Origin of the sequence: Micromonospora phytophila (assembly GCF_023656545.1) — a bacterium.
Lineage (GTDB): Bacteria > Actinomycetota > Actinomycetes > Mycobacteriales > Micromonosporaceae > Micromonospora > Micromonospora phytophila.
In genome coordinates, this window is the sequence record NZ_JAMOKF010000041.1 from 1 (window position 1) to 17,461 (window position 17,461).

The window sequence follows — 17,461 nt, forward strand, 5'->3', positions numbered from 1 at the left end:
CTGGCCGGGACCGCCGCCGCCGTCGCGGGGGTGCTCGCCGCGGACGCGCTCGCCCCCCGTCTGCTGGACGACGCCGGTGTCGACGGCGCGGCCCTGCTCGCGGTCAGCTTCGCCGCGGTGCCGGTGGTGGTGGCGATGACGCTGCTGCTCGCCGCGCTGCGCTGCGTACGCTCCATCAGGGCGTACGTCGGGGTGCAGTTTCTCCTGCTGCCGGTGGCCCGGCCGGCGCTGGTCGGCGCGGCGGTGCTGGCCGGCGGGGGTCTGCTGGCCGGCATGACCGGCTGGCTCATCCCGGCGGCGCTCGCCCTGCTGGTGTGCCTGACGCTGGTCGCCGGGCCGCTCGGCGTGGGCCGGGGGGCCGGCCTGCGTCCGGAGCGGGCCGACTGGTCGACGTTCTGGCGCTTCGCGCTGCCCCGGGCCGCCTCCGCGGCGATCGACGCCGGCAACATGTGGGTGGGGGTGCTGCTCACCTCGGTGCTGGCCGGGCCGGCCGAGGCGGGCGTGTTCGGCGCCGTCGGCCGGTACATCCTCGCCGGCCAACTGGCCATGCAGGGGCTGCGGGTGGCCGTGTCGCCGCAGCTGTCCCGGTTGCTGGGGCGGGGCGAGCGGGCCGCGGCCGCCGCCGTGCACCGGCAGCTGACCACCTGGGGGCTGGTGCTGTCCTGGCCGGTCTACCTGCTGCTCGCCGTCTTCGGGCTGGCTTTCCTCCAGCTCTTCGGGTCCGAGTTCACCGCCGGCGCCCCGGCGATGACCGTGCTCGCGCTGGCCATGCTGGTCAACACCGGGGTCGGCAACGTGCAGAGCCTGCTGCTGATGGGCGGGCGCAGCGGCCTGCACCTGGCGGCGACCCTCGCCGGGCTGCTGGTCACCGTCTCGCTGGGCCTGTGGCTGATCCCCGGGCACGGCGCGACCGGCGCGGCGTTGGCCTGGGCGGCCGGCATCGCCACCGAGAACCTCACCGCGGTCGCGTGCGCCCGGCTCGTCTTCGGGCAGCCGCTGGCCGATGCGGCGATGGCGCGGGCCGCCGCGGGCACCGTGGCCGGGGTCGGGGCGGCGGCGGCGGTCGGGGCGCTGGCCGGCGGGCGGGGCATCCCCGGGCTGGCCGTGGCGGTGGGTGTGCTCGTCGTCGGCTGCGTCGGCTTGTTGACGTTGCCCCGGGTACGAGGCGCCATCCGGGTGACCATGATGCAGATCCGTGGACGGCAGGAGGCGGCCCCGGCCGCCGCCGGGCCGGCCCCGGACGAGTCGGAGGGCAGGTGAGGTCCGTCGTGTCGTCCATCCGTGACCGGGTGAAGCAGCTCGTACCGACCCAGGTGACGAACCGGGTGCGGGAGTCCCTCGTGGACTACGGGGTACGCACCAGCGACCAGCGACCGCTGCCGGACTTCCTCATCATCGGCACCAAGCGGGGCGGCACCACCTCCCTGTGGAACTACCTGATCCAGCACCCGCTGGTGCCCCGGCTCTTTCCGGCCTGGAACACCAAGTCCGCCCACTACTTCGAGGAGCACTGGCGCCGCGGCGAGGCCTGGTACCGGTCGCACTTCCCGACGCGGCGCCAGCGGGACTCGTTGGAGAAGCGGTACGGCGGCCCGGTCCGCGTCGGTGAGGCGGCCCCGCTCTACATGTTCCACCCGCTCGCCGCCCAGCGGGTCGCCGGGCTGATGCCGTCGGTGCGGCTGATCGTGCTGCTGCGCGACCCGGTGGAGCGGGCGTACTCGCACTGGAAGGAGCGGCGCACGCACGGCATCGAGCCGCTCGACTTCGCCGCCGCGCTCGCCGCCGAGGAGGAGCGCACGGCGGGGGAGCGGGAGCGGCTGATCGCCGAGCCGGAGTACTTCAGCGAGCCGTACGACTGGTACACCTACCGCGCCCGGGGCCGCTACCTGGAGCACCTTCAGCCGTGGCTCGAGCGGTTCGACCGGAAGCAGATCCTCTTCCTGCCCAGCGAGGAGCTCTACCGCGACGCCCGGTCCACCTACCGCCGGACGCTGGACTTCCTGGGCCTGCCCCCGCACGACCTGCCCGACTTCAAGGTCTACAACGACCGCCGCTCCGCGCCGCTGGATCCCGCCGTGCGCGCCGAGCTGACCGAGTACTACCGCCCGTACAACGACGCGCTGCGCCGGCGGCTCGAGCTTGACCTCGACTGGCCGGACCGGGTCGCGTGACGGCGCCGGCCACCACGTCCACCGACCCCCGGTCGCGCACCGACGGGCTGGGCTGGGTCACCCGGGCGGCCCTGCGCCGGGCCGACCTCGTGCTGCCCACCTCCGCCTCCGTGACCGAGGAGATGACGGCGCGCTACCGGATCCCGGTGGCCCGGACCGCCACCCTCTCCTGGGGGGTGGACGACGACCTGCTCCGGCTGCGCGACACGGTCCACCGGCCGGGGGTACGCGACGCGTTCGGCATCCCGGCCGCGGCGACGGTGCTGCTGTCGGTGCGCAGCGCCGCGCCGGTCTACCGCACCGACGACATCCTGCGCGCCTTCGCGCAGGTCGCCGAAGAACGGCCGGATCTGCACCTGGTGGTGCTCGCCGGGCACGAGCCGGCCGAGTCGGGCGCGGCGGAGGCCCGGACCGGGTGCCTGGCCCGGGCGGCGGAGCTGGCCGAGTCGCTGCCCGGCCGGGTGACGCTGGTCCGGCGGACCCTCACCGGCCAGGAGACGTTCGCGCTGATGTGCGCCAGCGACATCGCCGTCTCGGTGCCCCGCTGGGACCAGCGCAGCTCGTCGGTGCTGGAGGCGGCGCTCGCCGGCTGCCGACTGCTCCTGGCCGACCTGCCGCCGTACCGGGAACTGCTCGCCGACGGACTGGTCGCGGAGTTGGTGCCGGAACCGCTGGGCGCCGGCCTGGCGGGCCTGCTGCGTACGGCGGGGTCGCTGCCCGAGCGGGACCGGTCGGCCAACCGCAGCTTCATCGAGACCTCGGAGACCTGGTCGCGCCAGGTGTCGGCGATGCAGGGCTTCTACCGGCGGCTCTCCGCCGGCGCCCGCCCGCCGGCCGGCCGACCGACCACGCCCCGGCCCGGTGCCGGCGAGCGTTCCTGAACCCACTCGACCCGCGAGGACCCACCGTGAACACCTCCCCCCGCCGTACCCGGCACGTCATCGTGCTCAACCACTACGCCAAGCCGCTCTCCGAACCGGGCGGCACCCGTCACGTCGAGCTGTTCGGCCGGCTGACGGGCTGGGACTGGACGATCATCGCCGGTGACCGGGACGTCTACTCCCGACGGCGGTTCACCGACCGGGAGCCGCACTTCGTCCGGGTCCGGGTGCCCGCCTACACCCGCAACGACCACCGCCGGGTGCTGAACTGGCTCGGCTACTCCGCCGGGGCGCTGGTCCACTCGGTGTTCCGCCGCCGGCCCGCCGTGGTGTACGCCTCGTCGCCGCACATCCTCGCCCCGGTCGCCGGATGGCTCGCCGCCACGTTCTGGCGGGTGCCGTTCGTGCTGGAGATCCGGGACCTGTGGCCGGAGTCGATCGTCGGCACGGGCTACCTGCGCCGCGGCTCACCGTTGCACCGGTTGCTGTCCGGGCTGGAGCGGTGGCTGTACCGGCGGGCGGACCGGATCGTGATGGTGGCCGACGGCTGGCGGTCGTACTTCCGGTCCCTGGGCATCGACGAGGGCAAGCTGGTCTGGGTGAGCAACAGCGCCGAGCCGTCGGCGTTCGCGCTGCGCCACGACCGGTACACCCCGCTGCGGGACCGGTTGCCCGTATGCGGCCGGCTGATCGTGTTCGCCGGCGCGCACGGCCAGGCCAACGGCCTGGACGAGTTGCTGGACGCGGCGGCGGAACTGCCGGAGCACACGTTCGCGCTGATCGGCGACGGGATCGACAAGCCCCGGCTGGTCGCCCGGGCCCGCGCCGAGGAGCTGTCGAACGTGCACTTCCTCGACATGATCCCGAAGGCGGAGTTCGCCGGCATCCTCGGCGGCGCGGACGTCGGGGTGCACGTGCTGGCGGACGCGGCGGTGTTCCGGATGGGGGCCAGCCCGAACAAGCTCTACGACTACCTGGCCGCCGGGGTGCCGGTGGTGACGAACTGCCCCGGCGAGCCGCACGACATCGTGCGGGAGTCCGATTCCGGCGTGGCGGTGGAGCCGGGCAAGTTGGTCGTCGGCCTGCGCGAGCTGCTGGAGCGTGACCCGGCGCTGCTGCCTGAGATGGGCCGGCGGGGTCGCCAGTTCATCGCCGCGCACCGCTCCCGTACGGCGATGGCGAGCCGCCTGCAGCGGGTGCTGGACGAGGTCGTCGCGGCTCCGACGCCCGCCGGCCGGAACGCGGCCCTGCGCCTGCTGCGCCCCCGGGCCGCTCGGGTCGAGGTACGGGCGAAAGCGGACGATCAGCCGTCATCCACCCGGTCGAATTCGGACGACAATCCCGAAACTGGCACGAACGGCTCAGCACTCCCTGTAAGTACTAGGTGACGCAAGAAGGCTCTTTCCGCCTCGTAGCGGAGGCGACCCAAGACCCCCAGGGAGTGGTACATGCCGCCGGAAGCAGAGAAGACCGAACCGACCGGGACAACCCGTCGCCGCACGAGGTCCGGGCAGCGTACCGCCGGTTTCCTCGCCACCGACGGCGTCGCCTGGGTCGGCGGCTTCGTCGCCGCCGCCTGGTCCCGGTACGAGTTCGACCTGACCGCCGGCCAACTGGCCCGCGCCGTCGGGGTGGGCGCGCTCGCCGCCCTCCTGCACGTCACGATCTCCGCCCTGCGTCGGGTCTACTCCGGACGCCACCCACTGGGCAGCCTGCAGGAGATCCGGGGCCTGGCCGGCACCACGGCCGCGACGGCGGTCCTCGTGCTCCTCATCCTCCTCCCGCTGGACCAGCGGCCGATCCCGGCGAGCACCCCGCTGGTCGGCGCCGCTTTGACGCTGCTGTTGATGTGCGCCGCGCGGATCGCGTACCGGCACCGGCACGACCTGGCCATGCGCCCCGACGCGCGGTCGGCGACGCCGGTGCTGCTGTTCGGGCTGGGCGAGGCCGGCCAGGGGTTGGTGCGGGCGATGCTCGGCGACCCGCTCAGCCGCTACCTGCCCGTCGGCGTGCTCGACGACGACCCGGCCAAGCGGGACCTGCGCGTCGGAGGCGTCCGGGTGCTCGGCGGGCGCCACGACGTCGGCGCGGCGATCCGCCGGACCGGCGCGACCACCCTGATCTTCTCGGTCGCCAACGCGGACGCCGCGCTGATCCGCCAGATCCGGGAGGCGACCCTGCAGGCCGGCGCCGCGTTCAAGGTGCTGCCGCCGGTACGCGACCTCGTCGACCACCGGATCACCGTCACCGACGTACGCGACGTGCAGATCAGCGACCTGCTCGGACGCCGGCAGGTGGTCAGCGACCTGACGGTCACCGGCACCGGGCTCACCGGCCGGCGGATCCTGGTCACCGGGGCCGGCGGATCGATCGGTTCCGAGCTGTGCCGGCAGATCATGCGGACGGACCCGGGCGAGCTGATGATGCTGGACCGGGACGAGTCGGCGCTGCACGGGTTGCAGATGTCCCTCTCCGGCCGGGCCCTGCTGGACGGCCCGGAACTGATCCTGGCCGACCTGCGCGACGAGGAGCGGATCCGGCGGATCATCCGCGAACGCCGGCCCGAGATCATCTTCCACGCCGCGGCGCTCAAGCACCTCACCCTGCTGCAACGGCACCCGGGCGAGGCGATCAAGACCAACGTCTGGGGCACCCTGGCCGTCCTCGACGCCTGCCGGGACGTGGCCCGGTTCGTCAACATCTCCACCGACAAGGCGGCCGACCCGATCAGCGTGCTCGGCTACTCCAAGCGGATCACCGAGCGGCTGACGGCGCACGCCGCCGCGACCTACCCGGGCACCTTCCTCAGCGTCCGCTTCGGCAACGTGCTGAGCAGCCGCGGTTCGGTGGTGACGGCGTTCCAGCGCCAGATCGAGGCCGGCCAGCCGGTGACGGTCACGCACCCCGACGTGAGCCGCTACCTGATGACCGTGCAGGAGGCGGTCCACCTGGTGCTCCAGGCCGCCGAGATCGGTCGGGACTCCGAGGCGCTGGTGCTCGACATGGGAGAGCCGGTGCGGATCGACGACCTGGCCCGCCAGATGATCGCCCAGGCGGCCAGCGACAGCCGGATCGTCTACACCGGGCTGCGCCCGGGCGAGAAGCTGCACGAGGACCTGCTCGGCACCGGCGAGACCGACCTCCGGCCGCTGCACCCGCTGATCTCCCACGTGGCGGTGCCCGCGCTGGACCCGATCGAGGTGAGCGGGCTGGACCCGTTCGACGACCCGGACAAGATCATTTCGCAGCTCGCGATGCTCTGCGCGCAACCGACGGGCCCGGTGGTGGGCGGCACGCTCGGCATACCGCTGGCCCGCTGAGGAGCACCGGGACGGGGGTGGGCCGACGGCTCGCGTCCACCCCGTCCCGGGGCCACCGAGCGTCCGGGTCGCCCCGCCGCCCGGCGGACACCGCCAGCACATTGACATTCTTCTCCGCCCTCGACAGGCTCGCGCCTACAGGTCCTTCCACGAAGGGGGCGCGATGAGGCGCACACGGCTGGCGATCGCCGGCGTGTTCACTCTGGTCGGCGCACTGACGCTGACCACACCGGCAGGCGCGCGGCCACCGTCCGATCCGGGCGGCCGCGACAGTCTGGAGGTGTACGTCGGCACGATGAACGCCGAGCAGTTGGAGCAGCTGCGCGGCGCCGGCGTCGACCTCGGCCATGACCACCAGGAGACCGACCGGGCCGGCAACACCACGATCGAGACGGTGCTCAGCAAGCGTCAGGCCGCGCGGCTCACCGGCAGCGGCGTCCCGCTGAAGGTCAAGCAGGTGCGCGGCAGGGACGCCTCCCAGGCGCTGCGCGAGCAGGCCACGGCGGGCTGGTCGGCGTTCCGCTCCTACAGCGAGCCGGGCGGCATCCGGGACGAGATCACCGCCACCGCCGCCCGCCACCCGCGGCTGGCCAAGGTCGAGACCATCGGCCGTACGGTGCAGGGCAAGCCGATCCTCGCCGTGAAGGTCACGAAGAACGCCAGGACGGTGCCCGACGGCACGCGCCCGGCGGTGCTCTACGGCAGCGCCCAGCACGCCCGTGAGTGGATCACTCCGGAGATGACCCGGCGGCTGCTGCACCACGTGCTGAACAACTACGGCACCGACCCCGAGATCACCCGGCTGGTGAACACCACCGAGCTGTGGTTCCTGCCGGTCGCCAACCCCGACGGCTACGACCACACCTTCACCCCCGGCAACCGGCTGTGGCGCAAGAACCTGCGGGACAACGACCGCGACGGGCAAATCACCACCGCCGACGGCGTCGACCTGAACCGCAACTTCAGCTACAAGTGGGGGTACGACAACGAGGGCTCCTCCCCCGAGCCGAACAGCGACACCTACCGCGGGCCCGAGCCCAACTCGGAGCCGGAGACGAAGGCGCTGGACCGGCTCTTCAAGCGGGTCCGCTTCGAGTTCTTCGTCAACTACCACTCCGCGGCCCAACTGCTGCTCTACGGCGTCGGCTGGCAGGTGAGCACCCCGACCCCGGACGACGTGATCTACGAGACGATGGTCGGCGACGACGCGCACCCGGCCGTGCCGGGCTACGACCCGGACATCTCCGCCGAGCTGTACACCACCAACGGGGACACCGACAGCCACGCCACCGTGCGCTACGGCACGCTCGGCTTCACCCCGGAGATGTCCACCTGCCAGTCGGCCTCGGCGTCGGATCCCGACGACGAGTGGCGCCCCGAGGACTGCGTCAGCGGGTTCGTCTTCCCCGACGACGAGGAGCTGATCGCCGCCGAGGTGGCGAAGAACCTGCCGTTCGCCCTGGCGGTGGCGAAGTCCACGCACGACCCGGACGAGCCGGTGTCGGTGGTCGGCCGCAGCACCCCGGACTTCGTGGTCGACGCCTTCGAGACCTCGTACGGGCGCAACCAGCAGGTCGCCTCGATCACCCGCCGGGCGCTGAAGAACGTCCGCATGCACTACACGGTCAACGGCGGCCGGCCGAAGACCGTCGGCGTCAAGGAGTGGCGCGGCGGCGAGCGGTACGGCGACACCCACGACGACTATTACGCCGAACTGCGCGGCACGGTGACCGGGGCGAGACCGGGCGACCGGGTCGAGGTCTGGTTCACCGGCGTCAGACCCCGCAGCGGCGTGGTCGCCAGCGAACACTTCACCTACCGGGTGCACGACGACATCGGTGGGGACGTCCTCGTGCTGGCGGTGGAGGACGTCACCGGGCTCAGCCCCGCCCAGGGCGTCGCCACCGCGAAGTACGCCGACGAGGTGACCGCGGCGCTGACCGCCGCCGGGCGCAGCAGCGACGTGTACGACTTCGACGCGGCGGGGCGGAAGGCGCCGCACCCCCTCGGCGTCCTGTCGCACTACCGGACGGTGGTCTGGGAGACCGGCGACGACGTGATCATGCGCTCCCCGGGCCAGGTCCCGGGCACCACCGCCCGGGCGGCGCTGGAGACCGAGCTGGCCGTGCGGGACTACCTCAACGAGGGCGGCAAACTGCTGGTCAGCGGCAAGAACGCGCTCTTCGCGCAGGCGGCGAACGGCTCGTACGCGTACCAGCCGAACGCACCGGCGGAGTGCACGGACTCCGGGGACGACACCTGCCTGCCGCTGCTCAACGACTTCCAGCAGTACTGGCTGGGGGCGTTCACCTACGTCAGCGACGGCGGCACGGGCGCGGACGACACGCCCTATCCGGTCAGGGGCTCCGACGGGGCGTTCACTGGGTTCGCGGGGACGCTGAACGCGCCCGGCTCGGCGGGCAACCAGGACCACACCGCGTCGTTCCTGACCACGTCGAGCTTCCTGCCGCCGGATCAGTTCCCCCAGTTCGCCAGCTCCGCGCCGGTGGACTGGGTGCGTCCGGGGGCCGCGCCGTTCGACCCGCGCACCGGAGACTGGTACCTGTGGAGCGGGCAGGCCGACGAGTCGTACAAGCGGCTCACCCGCACCGTCGACCTGACCTCGGCCGCCAGCGGTGAGCTGCGCTTCGCCGCCTCTTACGACATCGAGGAGAACTGGGACTTCCTCATCGTCGAGGCGCACGAGGTGGGCAGCGACACCTGGACCACGCTGCCCGACGCCAACGGGCACACCGGTCAGGTGACCGGGGAGAGCTGCGCGGCCGACTGGGTCGAGCGGCTGCACCCGTTCCTCGGCCACTACCAGGGGCCCAACTGCGAGCCGACCGGCAGCACCGGCAGTTGGCACGCCGCCACCGGCCCGTCCAACGGCTGGCAGGAGTTCTCCGTCGACCTGTCGGCGTACGCCGGCAAGCAGGTGGAGGTGTCGATCTCGTACGTCTCGGACTGGGGCACCCAGGGTCTGGGGGTCTTCCTCGACGACGCGCGGGTGCTCGTCGACGGCGCCACCGTCACGGAGACCTCCTTCGAGACGGCGGACCTCGGCGGTTGGGCGGTGGCCGGCCCGCCGCCCGGCTCGGCGAGCGCCGCGAACGACTACTCCCGCAGCCAGCAGGCCTTCGAGGAGGGGTCCGTGGTGGTCACCGCGGACACCGTCTACCTGGGCTTCGGCCTGGAGGGGCTGGCCCCGGCGGCCCGCGACGAGCTGGTCGCGCGGTCGCTGACCCACCTGTCCGGCGCCGACCGGTCCTGAAACGGAGGTGGGCAGGTGCCCGGCATGCGCCGGGCACCTGCCCACCCCGTCCGGCGACAGGGTCGCCGGCACGACGCACACCACGCCGGGACCGATTCCGGCCGGTGCGCCGGCGCGGTCAGTCCCGAGGTCTCCCGACGGTCATGGCGGGAGACCGGGTGGGCCCGTCGTTCGCCGACTCCCGCTGGAGCTGCTCGACGACCGTCGGACCGGCCGGTGGCCGGGAGATGGGTCGCGGGTGCAGGTCCAGAAGCGGCGCCGGCGACTGGTCGGGGGGCGACTGCCGCAGGTAGGGCGCCGAGACCCGGGCGGCGGCGAACTGGCGCCGCAGCCAGCGGGAGACCGGCTTCTCGACCAGCCGGTGCACCAGCCACGAGGCGACCAGCAGCGTCACCACCGTGAGGAGGACGACCGCCCAGGCCGGGAGCGACCGGCTCAGGAAGTGGATCAGCACCCAGCCGATGTGCTCGTGCAGCAGGTAGAGCGGATAGGTCAGCGCTCCCGCGATGGTCAACCACCGCCAGCCCACCGCGAACCGGCGGGTCGCCACGGCGGCGAGGACCAGGAAGAACAGGGTGATCAGGGCCGCCTCGACCAGCGCGACGCCCCGGCCGGACAGCGCGTTGTCGACCGGGCCGATCGGCGTCAGGGCACCGGTCTTCTCGAGCGCGACCAGCCAGGACGCGCCGACCAGACCCCACAGGTAGATGTTGGCCCCGTGCCGGTAGATGAGGAACATCGCCATGCCGGCGACGAAGTACGCGGCGTGCGACGGGACCAGCAGGTTGGTGAGCACGGGGACCCGCGCCGTGGCGAAGAGGCTCGCCACCAGCCAGCCCGATGCGAAGAGCAGCACCCGGCGCGGGGTGTACCCGCGGATCAGCACGAAGACGCCGAAGAGCAGGTAGAAGCGGAGTTCGACGAAGAGGGTCCAGTAGACGGCGTCGACCACCGGCACGCCCATCAGGTCCTGGAACATGGTCAGGTTGGTCAGCACGTCACCCGGCGCGAGCGGCTTGGCCTCCACCGGCCACAGCGTCAGCACCGCCGTGGTGGCGATCACCGCGAACCAGTACGCCGGGTAGAGCCGGGTGATCCGCGCGGAGGCGAACTGCGTCAGGCTGCGCCCCTCGGCGCTCATGCAGATGACGAAGCCGCTGATCAGGAAGAACAGGTAGACGCCGAGCCAGCCGAACTGGGTGACGGTGGTCAGCGCGGGCAGGGCGGCGCCGTTGGGGCTGCCCCACGGCCTGCCGAGGACCGTGTAGTGGAAGGCCACGACGAGAAGCGCGGCCACCAGCCGCAGGCCGTCGAGGATGTACAGGCGCGAGGGTGCGCCCTCTGTCGACGGTCTCACAGGGTTCTCCTCAATCGAAGACGTCCGTCTCCCCCCGCACGCCACGCACCGTGGTCGTCGGGCCCCGTGGGAGACGGCAGAGTCGCTCGGGCGACTTCACAAGGGCGATCGGCAAGCTAGCAGGTCGACGAAGGCGACAGCAAGGCGACCCGCGCCGGCCGGGGCCGCTGAACTGGGCGATCATCCCCCGCGCCTTCTCCCCGCGGTCGGCCCGCCGAACCCGTGTCCTGTGATGAGGTGTACGGGTGGACAACTACCGGTTGGGGCTGATCCTGCATCCCACCCGGGACGTCTCCCCGGTGGTCCGGACCGTGCTGCGCTGGGCCGACCGGCACAACGTCGGCCTCGCCGTGGGCACCGGGGACCGGGACCGGGTGCCCGCCGAGGTGCGGGCGGTGCCCACCGCGGAGCTGGCGGCCGGCTGTACCGCCCTGATCAGCATCGGCGGGGACGGCACCATGCTCGGTGCCCTCCGGCTGACCGTCGAGCATCCGACGCCGGTGCTCGGCGTACACCTGGGCAAGCTCGGCTTCCTGGTCGAGGTGGAGCCGGCCGACCTGCCGGCGGCGCTGGACCGGCTGGCCGCCCACGACGTGACCCTGGAACCGCACAGCTGCCTGACCTGCGCGGTCTGCGACGAACGGCTGGTCGCGTTCAACGACGTGGTGCTGGGCCGCCACCCCGGCGAGGGCTTCGTGACCGCCACGCTGATCATCGACGGCCAGCGGTACGGCTACTACCGCTGCGACTCCCTGATCGTCAGTACGCCCACCGGCTCCACCGCGTACAGCTACGCGGCGGGCGGCCCGCTGGTGTCGCCGGCGGCGCAGGCGGTGGTGCTGACCCCGTCGGCACCGATGGCCGGCATCGCCCGGCCGGTGGTGCTCTCGCCCGACGAACTGCTCCGCCTGGAGCTGCGGCCGGGCTCCGCGCGGGCGGCCGTGGAGGTGGACGGTCGGGTGGTCAAGCACATCGGCGACGACGGGGCGATCGAGGTCCGCTACCGACGGGACGCCGGTCTGGTGGTCCGGCTCGACCCCCGGCGGCACCGGGCGCGCAGCCAGCTGCGGCTGAGCCTGCTCGACCTGCCCCTCCTGCCGGACCAGCTCAGGGAGCTGCTGCCGGAGTCGCTGCGTGAGGAGTTCGACCGCCGAGAGAACCCGCCCACCTGGTGAGGCGGGTGGCAACCCGGAACACGCCCGGAACCGGCGCCCCTGCCGCCCGGCGGGCGGAAGGGGCGCCGACCACCCGGCTCAGGCCTGCTTGAGCACCTCGGAGACCAGTTCCCGAGCCTCGTCCTGGATCCGGGCGAGGTGCTCCGGCCCCTGGAACGACTCGGCGTAGATCTTGTAGACGTCCTCGGTGCCCGACGGCCGGGCGGCGAACCAGCCGGACTCGGTGCTCACCTTGAGCCCGCCGATCGCCGCGCCGTTGCCCGGCGCGGCAGTGAGCGTCGCGGTGATCGGCTCACCGGCCAGCTCGGTCGCGGTGACCTGCTCCGGCGAGAGCTTGCCGAGCACGGCCTTCTGCTCCCGGGTGGCGGGCGCGTCGATGCGGGCGTACGCGGGGGCGCCGAAGCGCTCGGCCAGCTCGGCCCAGTGCTCGCTCGGGCTGCGCCCGGTGGTGGCGATGATCTCGGCGGCGAGCAGGCAGAGCAGGATGCCGTCCTTGTCGGTGGTCCAGGTGCTCCCGTCGCGGCGCAGGAAGGACGCGCCGGCGCTCTCCTCACCGCCGAAGCCGACCGCCCCGTCCAGCAGGCCGGGCACGAACCACTTGAAGCCGACCGGCACCTCCAGCAGCGGCCGGCCGAGGTCGGCGGCGACCCGGTCGATCATCGAGGAGGAGACCAGGGTCTTGCCGACGGCAGCGGCCGGGCCCCATTCGGTCCGGGTCCGGAACAGGTGGGCGATCGCCACCGCCAGGTAGTGGTTGGGGTTCATCAGGCCGGCGTCGGGGGTGACGATGCCGTGCCGGTCGGCGTCGGCGTCGTTGCCGGTGGAGACCTGGTAGTCGGCTCGCGCGGCGATCAGGGAGGCCATCGCGTTGGGCGAGGAGCAGTCCATCCGGATCTTGCCGTCGCCGTCCAGCGTCATGAACCGCCAGGTCGGGTCGACCGTCGGGTTGATGACCGTCAGGTCCAGCCGGTGCCGCTCGGCGATCTCCCCCCAGTACGCCACGCTGGCCCCGCCGAGCGGGTCGGCGCCGACGCGTACCCCGGCGTCGCGGATCGCGTCGATGTCGATCGCCGTCGGCAGGTCGTCGACGTAGCGGGCGAGGAAGTCGTACGACCCGGTGGTGTCGGCGGCGCGGGCCCGGGCGTACGGGATCCGCCGGACCTCCTTGAGCCCACCCGCGAGGATCGCGTTGGCCCGGTCCTGGATCCACCTGGTGACGTCGGTGTCGGCCGGGCCGCCGTTGGTGGGGTTGTACTTGAAGCCGCCGTCGTCCGGCGGGTTGTGCGACGGAGTGATCACGATGCCGTCGGCGAGCCCGCTGGTGCGTCCGCGGTTGTGCGTGAGGATGGCGTGCGACAGCGCCGGCGTGGGGGTGTAGCCGTCGCGGCTGTCCAGCAGCACGGTGACCTCGTTCGCGGCGAGCACCTCCAGCGCGTCCACCGCGGCCGGGGTGGAGAGCGCGTGGGTGTCGCGGCCGAGGAAGAGCGGGCCGTCGAGCCCCTGCTCGCGCCGGTAGTCGCAGAGCGCCTGGGTGACCGCCAGGATGTGGTCGGAGTTGAACGCGTTGCGCAGGCTCGACCCCCGGTGCCCGGAGGTGCCGAAGGAGACCTGCTGCGCCGGGTCCTGCGGATCGGGGTGCTCGGCGTAGTAGGCGGTCACCAGCTTCGGCACGTCGACCAGGTCGGTGGGCCGGGCGGGCTGCCCGGCACGGGGATGAGCGCTCACGGTTCCACCTTCTGACCCTTGCCGATCACCACGATGCCGTTGTCGGAGACGGTGTAGCGCTGCCGGTCCTTCTCCAGGTCGACACCGATCTCGGCGCCCTCGGGCACGATCACGTTCTTGTCGAGGATGGCTCGGCGGACCACCGCGTGCCGGCCGATGTCGACGCCCTCCATCAGCACCGCGCCGTCGACGTGCGCCCAGGAGTGCACCTTCACCTTGGGCGCGACCACCGAGTTCTCCACCAGGGACCCGGAGATCACCGCGCCGGGCGAGATCATCGAACCGACCGCCCGGCCGACCCGCTCGCCCCACTGGTGGACGAACTTCGCCGGCGGATACGGCGGCTGGTCGGTGTAGATCGGCCAGTCGAAGTTGTAGAGGTTGAACACCGGGTGCACGTTGATCAGGTCCATGTGCGCGTCGTAGAAGGAGTCCAGCGTCCCGACGTCGCGCCAGTAGCCGCGGTCCCGGTCGGTGCTGCCGGGCACCTCGTTGTCGCGGAAGTCGTAGACGTTCGCCTCGCCCCGCTCGACCATCATCGGGATGATGCTGCCACCCATGTCGTGCTTGCTGGTCTTGTCCTCCGCGTCGCGCTCGACCGCCTCGCAGAGCGCACTGGTGGTGAAGACGTAGTTGCCCATCGAGGCGTAGATCTCGTCGGGGGCGTCCGGCAGGCCGACCGCGTCGGTGGGCTTCTCGCGGAACGCGCGGATCCGCCGGCCGTCCTCGCCGACCTCGATGACCCCGAACTGGTCGGCCGTCGACAGCGGCTGGCGGATGCCGGCGACGGTGACCGACGCCCCGGAGGCGATGTGGTCCTCCACCATCTGCCGCGGGTCCATCCGGTAGATGTGGTCGGCGCCGAAGACGATCACGTGGTCGGGCTGCTCGTCGTTGATCAGGTTGAAGCTCTGGTAGATCGCGTCGGCGGAGCCGGCGAACCACCACGGGCCGCGGCGCTGCTGCGCCGGCACCGGGGTGACGTAGTTGCCGAGCAGCGTCGACATGCGCCAGGTCTTGGTGATGTGCCGGTCCAGCGAGTGGGACTTGTACTGGGTCAGCACGACGATCTTCAGATAGCCGGCATTGGCGAGGTTGGAGAGGACGAAGTCGACCATGCGGTACATCCCGCCGAAGGGGACGGCCGGCTTGGCCCGGTCCGCGGTGAGCGGCATCAGGCGCTTGCCCTCCCCGCCGGCCAGGACGATCGCGAGCACCTTGGCAGCCATGTCCCGACGCTATCCACCCGCGTCGGACTTCACCACTCGTACGGGCACACTTCTGCACTAGGGTGCGGGCATGACCGACTCCTCCCCGGCCACCGGACAGTTGCGCGTCGATCTGCTCACCCGGGAGTACCCGCCGGAGGTGTACGGCGGAGCCGGCGTGCACGTCGAGTACCTGGCCCGGGAGCTGCGTCGGCTCGCCGACGTACGGGTGCACTGCTTCGGCGCGGCGCGCACCGAGCCGGGCGTCACCGCGTACGCAGAGCCGGCGGGCCTGGGCGGCGCGAACGCCGCGCTGCGGACGATGGGTGTGGACCTGGAGATGGCGGCGGGGTGCGCCGGCACCGACGTGGTGCACAGCCACACCTGGTACGCCAACCTCGCGGGGCACACCGCGAAGCTGCTGCACGGGGTGCCGCACGTGGTCACCGCGCACAGCCTGGAGCCGCTGCGGCCGTGGAAGGCCGAGCAGCTCGGCGGCGGCTACGCGCTCTCCTCCTGGTGCGAGCGGACGGCGGTGGAGGCCGCCGACGCGGTGATCGCGGTCAGCGAGGGCATGCGGCGCGACGTGCTGACCGCCTACCCGACGGTCGACCCGGACCGGGTCCGGGTGGTCTACAACGGCATCGACACCGCCCAGTACGCCCCCGACCACGGCACCGACGTGGTGGACCGGCTCGGCATCGACCCGACCCGCCCGAGCGTGGTGTACGTGGGCCGGATCACCCGGCAGAAGGGGCTGCCCTACCTGCTGCGCGCGGCCCGGGACCTGCCCGCCGACACGCAGCTGGTGCTGCTCGCCGGCGCCCCCGACACCCCGGAGATCGCCGCCGAGGTCCAGGGGCTGGTGGCGGAGCTGCGGTCGAACCGTTCCGGGGTGGTCTGGGTGGCCGAGATGCTGCCCAAGCACGAGGTGATCCAGGTGCTCACCCACGCCACGGTCTTCGTCTGCCCCTCGGTCTACGAGCCGATGGGCATCGTCAACCTGGAGGCGATGGCCTGCGAGACGGCAGTGGTGGCCACGGCCACCGGCGGCATCCCGGAGGTCGTCGCCGACGGCGAGACGGGGCTGCTGGTGCCGATCGAGCAGGCAACCGACGGCTCCGGCCGGCCGCTGGACCCGCAGCGGTTCGTCGCCGACCTCGCGGCCCGGATGAACGAGGTGCTGGCCGACCCGGCGCGGACCACGCGGCTCGGCCTGGCCGGCCGGCGGCGCGCGGTGGAGCACTTCTCCTGGGACGCCGTCGCGCAGCGGACGCTGGAGGTGTACCGGTCGGTCGGCGCAGCGGACTGATCCTGGGAGTGGCGGGTTGCGGGCGAGCACGGCTCACGAGTCCGTCCGCTGGGCGGCGTGAGGCAGCGGGTTGGCACCGTGGTCAGATCGCGGTTCCAGGCGGGGATTTGAGCAACGGCGTCGCCTCGGCAGAATTTCCACCGTGCCCGTTTCGTAGCGCGCTGGCCGCGATGCGAATGAGGTCAATGTTGACCCCCGCAGCACCACTCGGGTCAAGCACCTTCAGTTTCACGTCAAGGCTCACCGCCGTCTCGCCCCAACCCTGCGCCTCAAGGCTGAGGTGCGCCACCTTCTGTGATTTCAGATGCGACAGATACCCGAGCGGAGCCAGCTGAACCTTGTCAGCCGCCGATAACGCGTTGAGCTTGGACTGCTTCTTGGAATTTGGGTTTTCGACCAGGTTGCGAAAGTCTTCGGTGCCCCCCAGATTGACCTGATAGGAACTGACCAGAGTGAGGCCCCGCTCCTCGAGCAACCGCAGTAACGCGTTATGTACCACCGAGGTCCCAAACTGGCTGGCCAGGTCATCGCCGAGCAGCGGTAGACCGGCCGCCTCGAAGCTGTCAATCCGGTGTGGATCGCGGGCTATCGGGTCGGAGGTGGTGTTGATGAAGGCAACACCCGCTTTGTAGGCGGCCTCCGCGTACGCCTGGGCCGTCTCCGGCCGGCCACTCGGTGCCGAGTAGAGCAGCACCTCCGCCCCCGCCAGCACCGCCGCCACCCGACCCACCTCAGTCGCATCGACAAGGCCCTTGGTTACGGGGACATCTGCCCTGGGCAGATCGCAGTTGAGCCGAGGGAAATTGTTGGGCGGCATGAAGATCGCCTCGGTCAGGTCCCTGCCGACCTTTTCCTCAGAGGTGGCGAAAGCCGCAACGAAGTCGATGTCGCCCACCCCGAGCCCGTCAATTACCGGCCTGCGGATACCCACCAGGCTGCCGGTTTGGCGGTAGAGAGCAATTCCCTGCACCAATGCTGACGTGTTGTTACCGACACCCGCGACCGCAACTCTCACCCGTTCGATCATGACTGCGAGGC

Annotated in this window: 12 protein-coding genes; 8 read left to right on the forward strand and 4 right to left on the reverse strand. The window is 72.1% G+C overall.

Going from position 1 to position 17,461, the window contains the following annotated elements:
• From NCC78_RS08610 to NCC78_RS08635, 6 genes are all read left to right on the forward strand, one after another.
• Positions 1–1,260: lipopolysaccharide biosynthesis protein (locus NCC78_RS08610; RefSeq protein WP_250793168.1), on the forward strand; the 1,260-nt coding region annotated here is incomplete at its 5' end.
• An 8-nt stretch (positions 1,261–1,268) separates the two neighbouring features.
• On the forward strand, positions 1,269–2,171 hold the full coding sequence (locus tag NCC78_RS08615) for a sulfotransferase domain-containing protein (RefSeq protein ID WP_250793171.1): 903 nt from the start codon (positions 1,269–1,271) through the stop codon (positions 2,169–2,171).
• Positions 2,168–3,052, forward strand: a complete 885-nt coding sequence (locus NCC78_RS08620) for a glycosyltransferase (RefSeq protein ID WP_250793173.1) — start codon at positions 2,168–2,170, stop codon at positions 3,050–3,052. The genes NCC78_RS08615 and NCC78_RS08620 overlap by 4 nt, the downstream gene beginning before the upstream one ends.
• 26 nt (positions 3,053–3,078) lie before the next feature.
• On the forward strand, positions 3,079–4,440 hold the full coding sequence (locus tag NCC78_RS08625) for a glycosyltransferase family 4 protein (protein WP_250793175.1): 1,362 nt from the start codon (positions 3,079–3,081) through the stop codon (positions 4,438–4,440).
• 60 nt (positions 4,441–4,500) lie between these two features.
• Positions 4,501–6,372 (forward strand): polysaccharide biosynthesis protein, encoded by a 1,872-nt coding sequence (locus NCC78_RS08630; RefSeq protein ID WP_250793177.1) that lies wholly within the window; start codon positions 4,501–4,503, stop codon positions 6,370–6,372.
• A 163-nt stretch (positions 6,373–6,535) separates the two neighbouring features.
• Entirely contained in the window at positions 6,536–9,646 is a 3,111-nt protein-coding gene (locus tag NCC78_RS08635; protein WP_250793186.1) for a M14 family metallopeptidase, read from the forward strand.
• A gap of 118 nt (positions 9,647–9,764) precedes the next feature.
• Here the strand turns inward: NCC78_RS08635 and NCC78_RS08640 are convergent, their stop codons facing one another.
• On the reverse strand, positions 9,765–11,003 hold the full coding sequence (locus NCC78_RS08640) for an acyltransferase family protein (RefSeq protein WP_250793188.1): 1,239 nt from the start codon (positions 11,001–11,003) through the stop codon (positions 9,765–9,767).
• Between the two features lie 245 nt (positions 11,004–11,248).
• Between NCC78_RS08640 and NCC78_RS08645 the strand changes: the two genes are divergently transcribed.
• Complete coding sequence (locus NCC78_RS08645; protein ID WP_250793190.1) at positions 11,249–12,178, forward strand: NAD(+)/NADH kinase; 930 nt, start codon at positions 11,249–11,251, stop codon at positions 12,176–12,178.
• Between the two features lie 78 nt (positions 12,179–12,256).
• Here NCC78_RS08645 and pgm read toward each other — a convergent pair whose 3' ends face one another.
• Positions 12,257–13,903, reverse strand: a complete 1,647-nt coding sequence (gene pgm / locus NCC78_RS08650; protein ID WP_250793198.1) for a phosphoglucomutase (alpha-D-glucose-1,6-bisphosphate-dependent) — start codon at positions 13,901–13,903, stop codon at positions 12,257–12,259.
• The gene (gene glgC, locus NCC78_RS08655; RefSeq protein WP_250793200.1) at positions 13,900–15,132 is read right to left on the reverse strand and encodes a glucose-1-phosphate adenylyltransferase; all 1,233 of its coding nucleotides are present in this window, start codon (positions 15,130–15,132) and stop codon (positions 13,900–13,902) included. Before glgC ends, pgm begins: the two co-directional genes overlap by 4 nt.
• 70 nt (positions 15,133–15,202) lie before the next feature.
• On the opposite strand from glgC, the gene glgA reads away from it, so the two are divergent.
• A complete protein-coding gene (glgA, locus tag NCC78_RS08660) occupies positions 15,203–16,423 on the forward strand; it encodes a glycogen synthase (protein ID WP_250793202.1) in 1,221 nt (406 codons plus the stop codon).
• Positions 16,424–16,505: 82 nt separating this feature from the next.
• On the opposite strand, the gene NCC78_RS08665 is transcribed toward glgA, so the two are convergent.
• Positions 16,506–17,450 carry an inositol-3-phosphate synthase gene (locus NCC78_RS08665; protein WP_250793204.1) on the reverse strand — a complete coding sequence of 315 codons (945 nt, stop codon included), beginning with the start codon at positions 17,448–17,450 and terminating at the stop codon, positions 16,506–16,508.
• Positions 17,451–17,461: the final 11 nt, after the last annotated feature.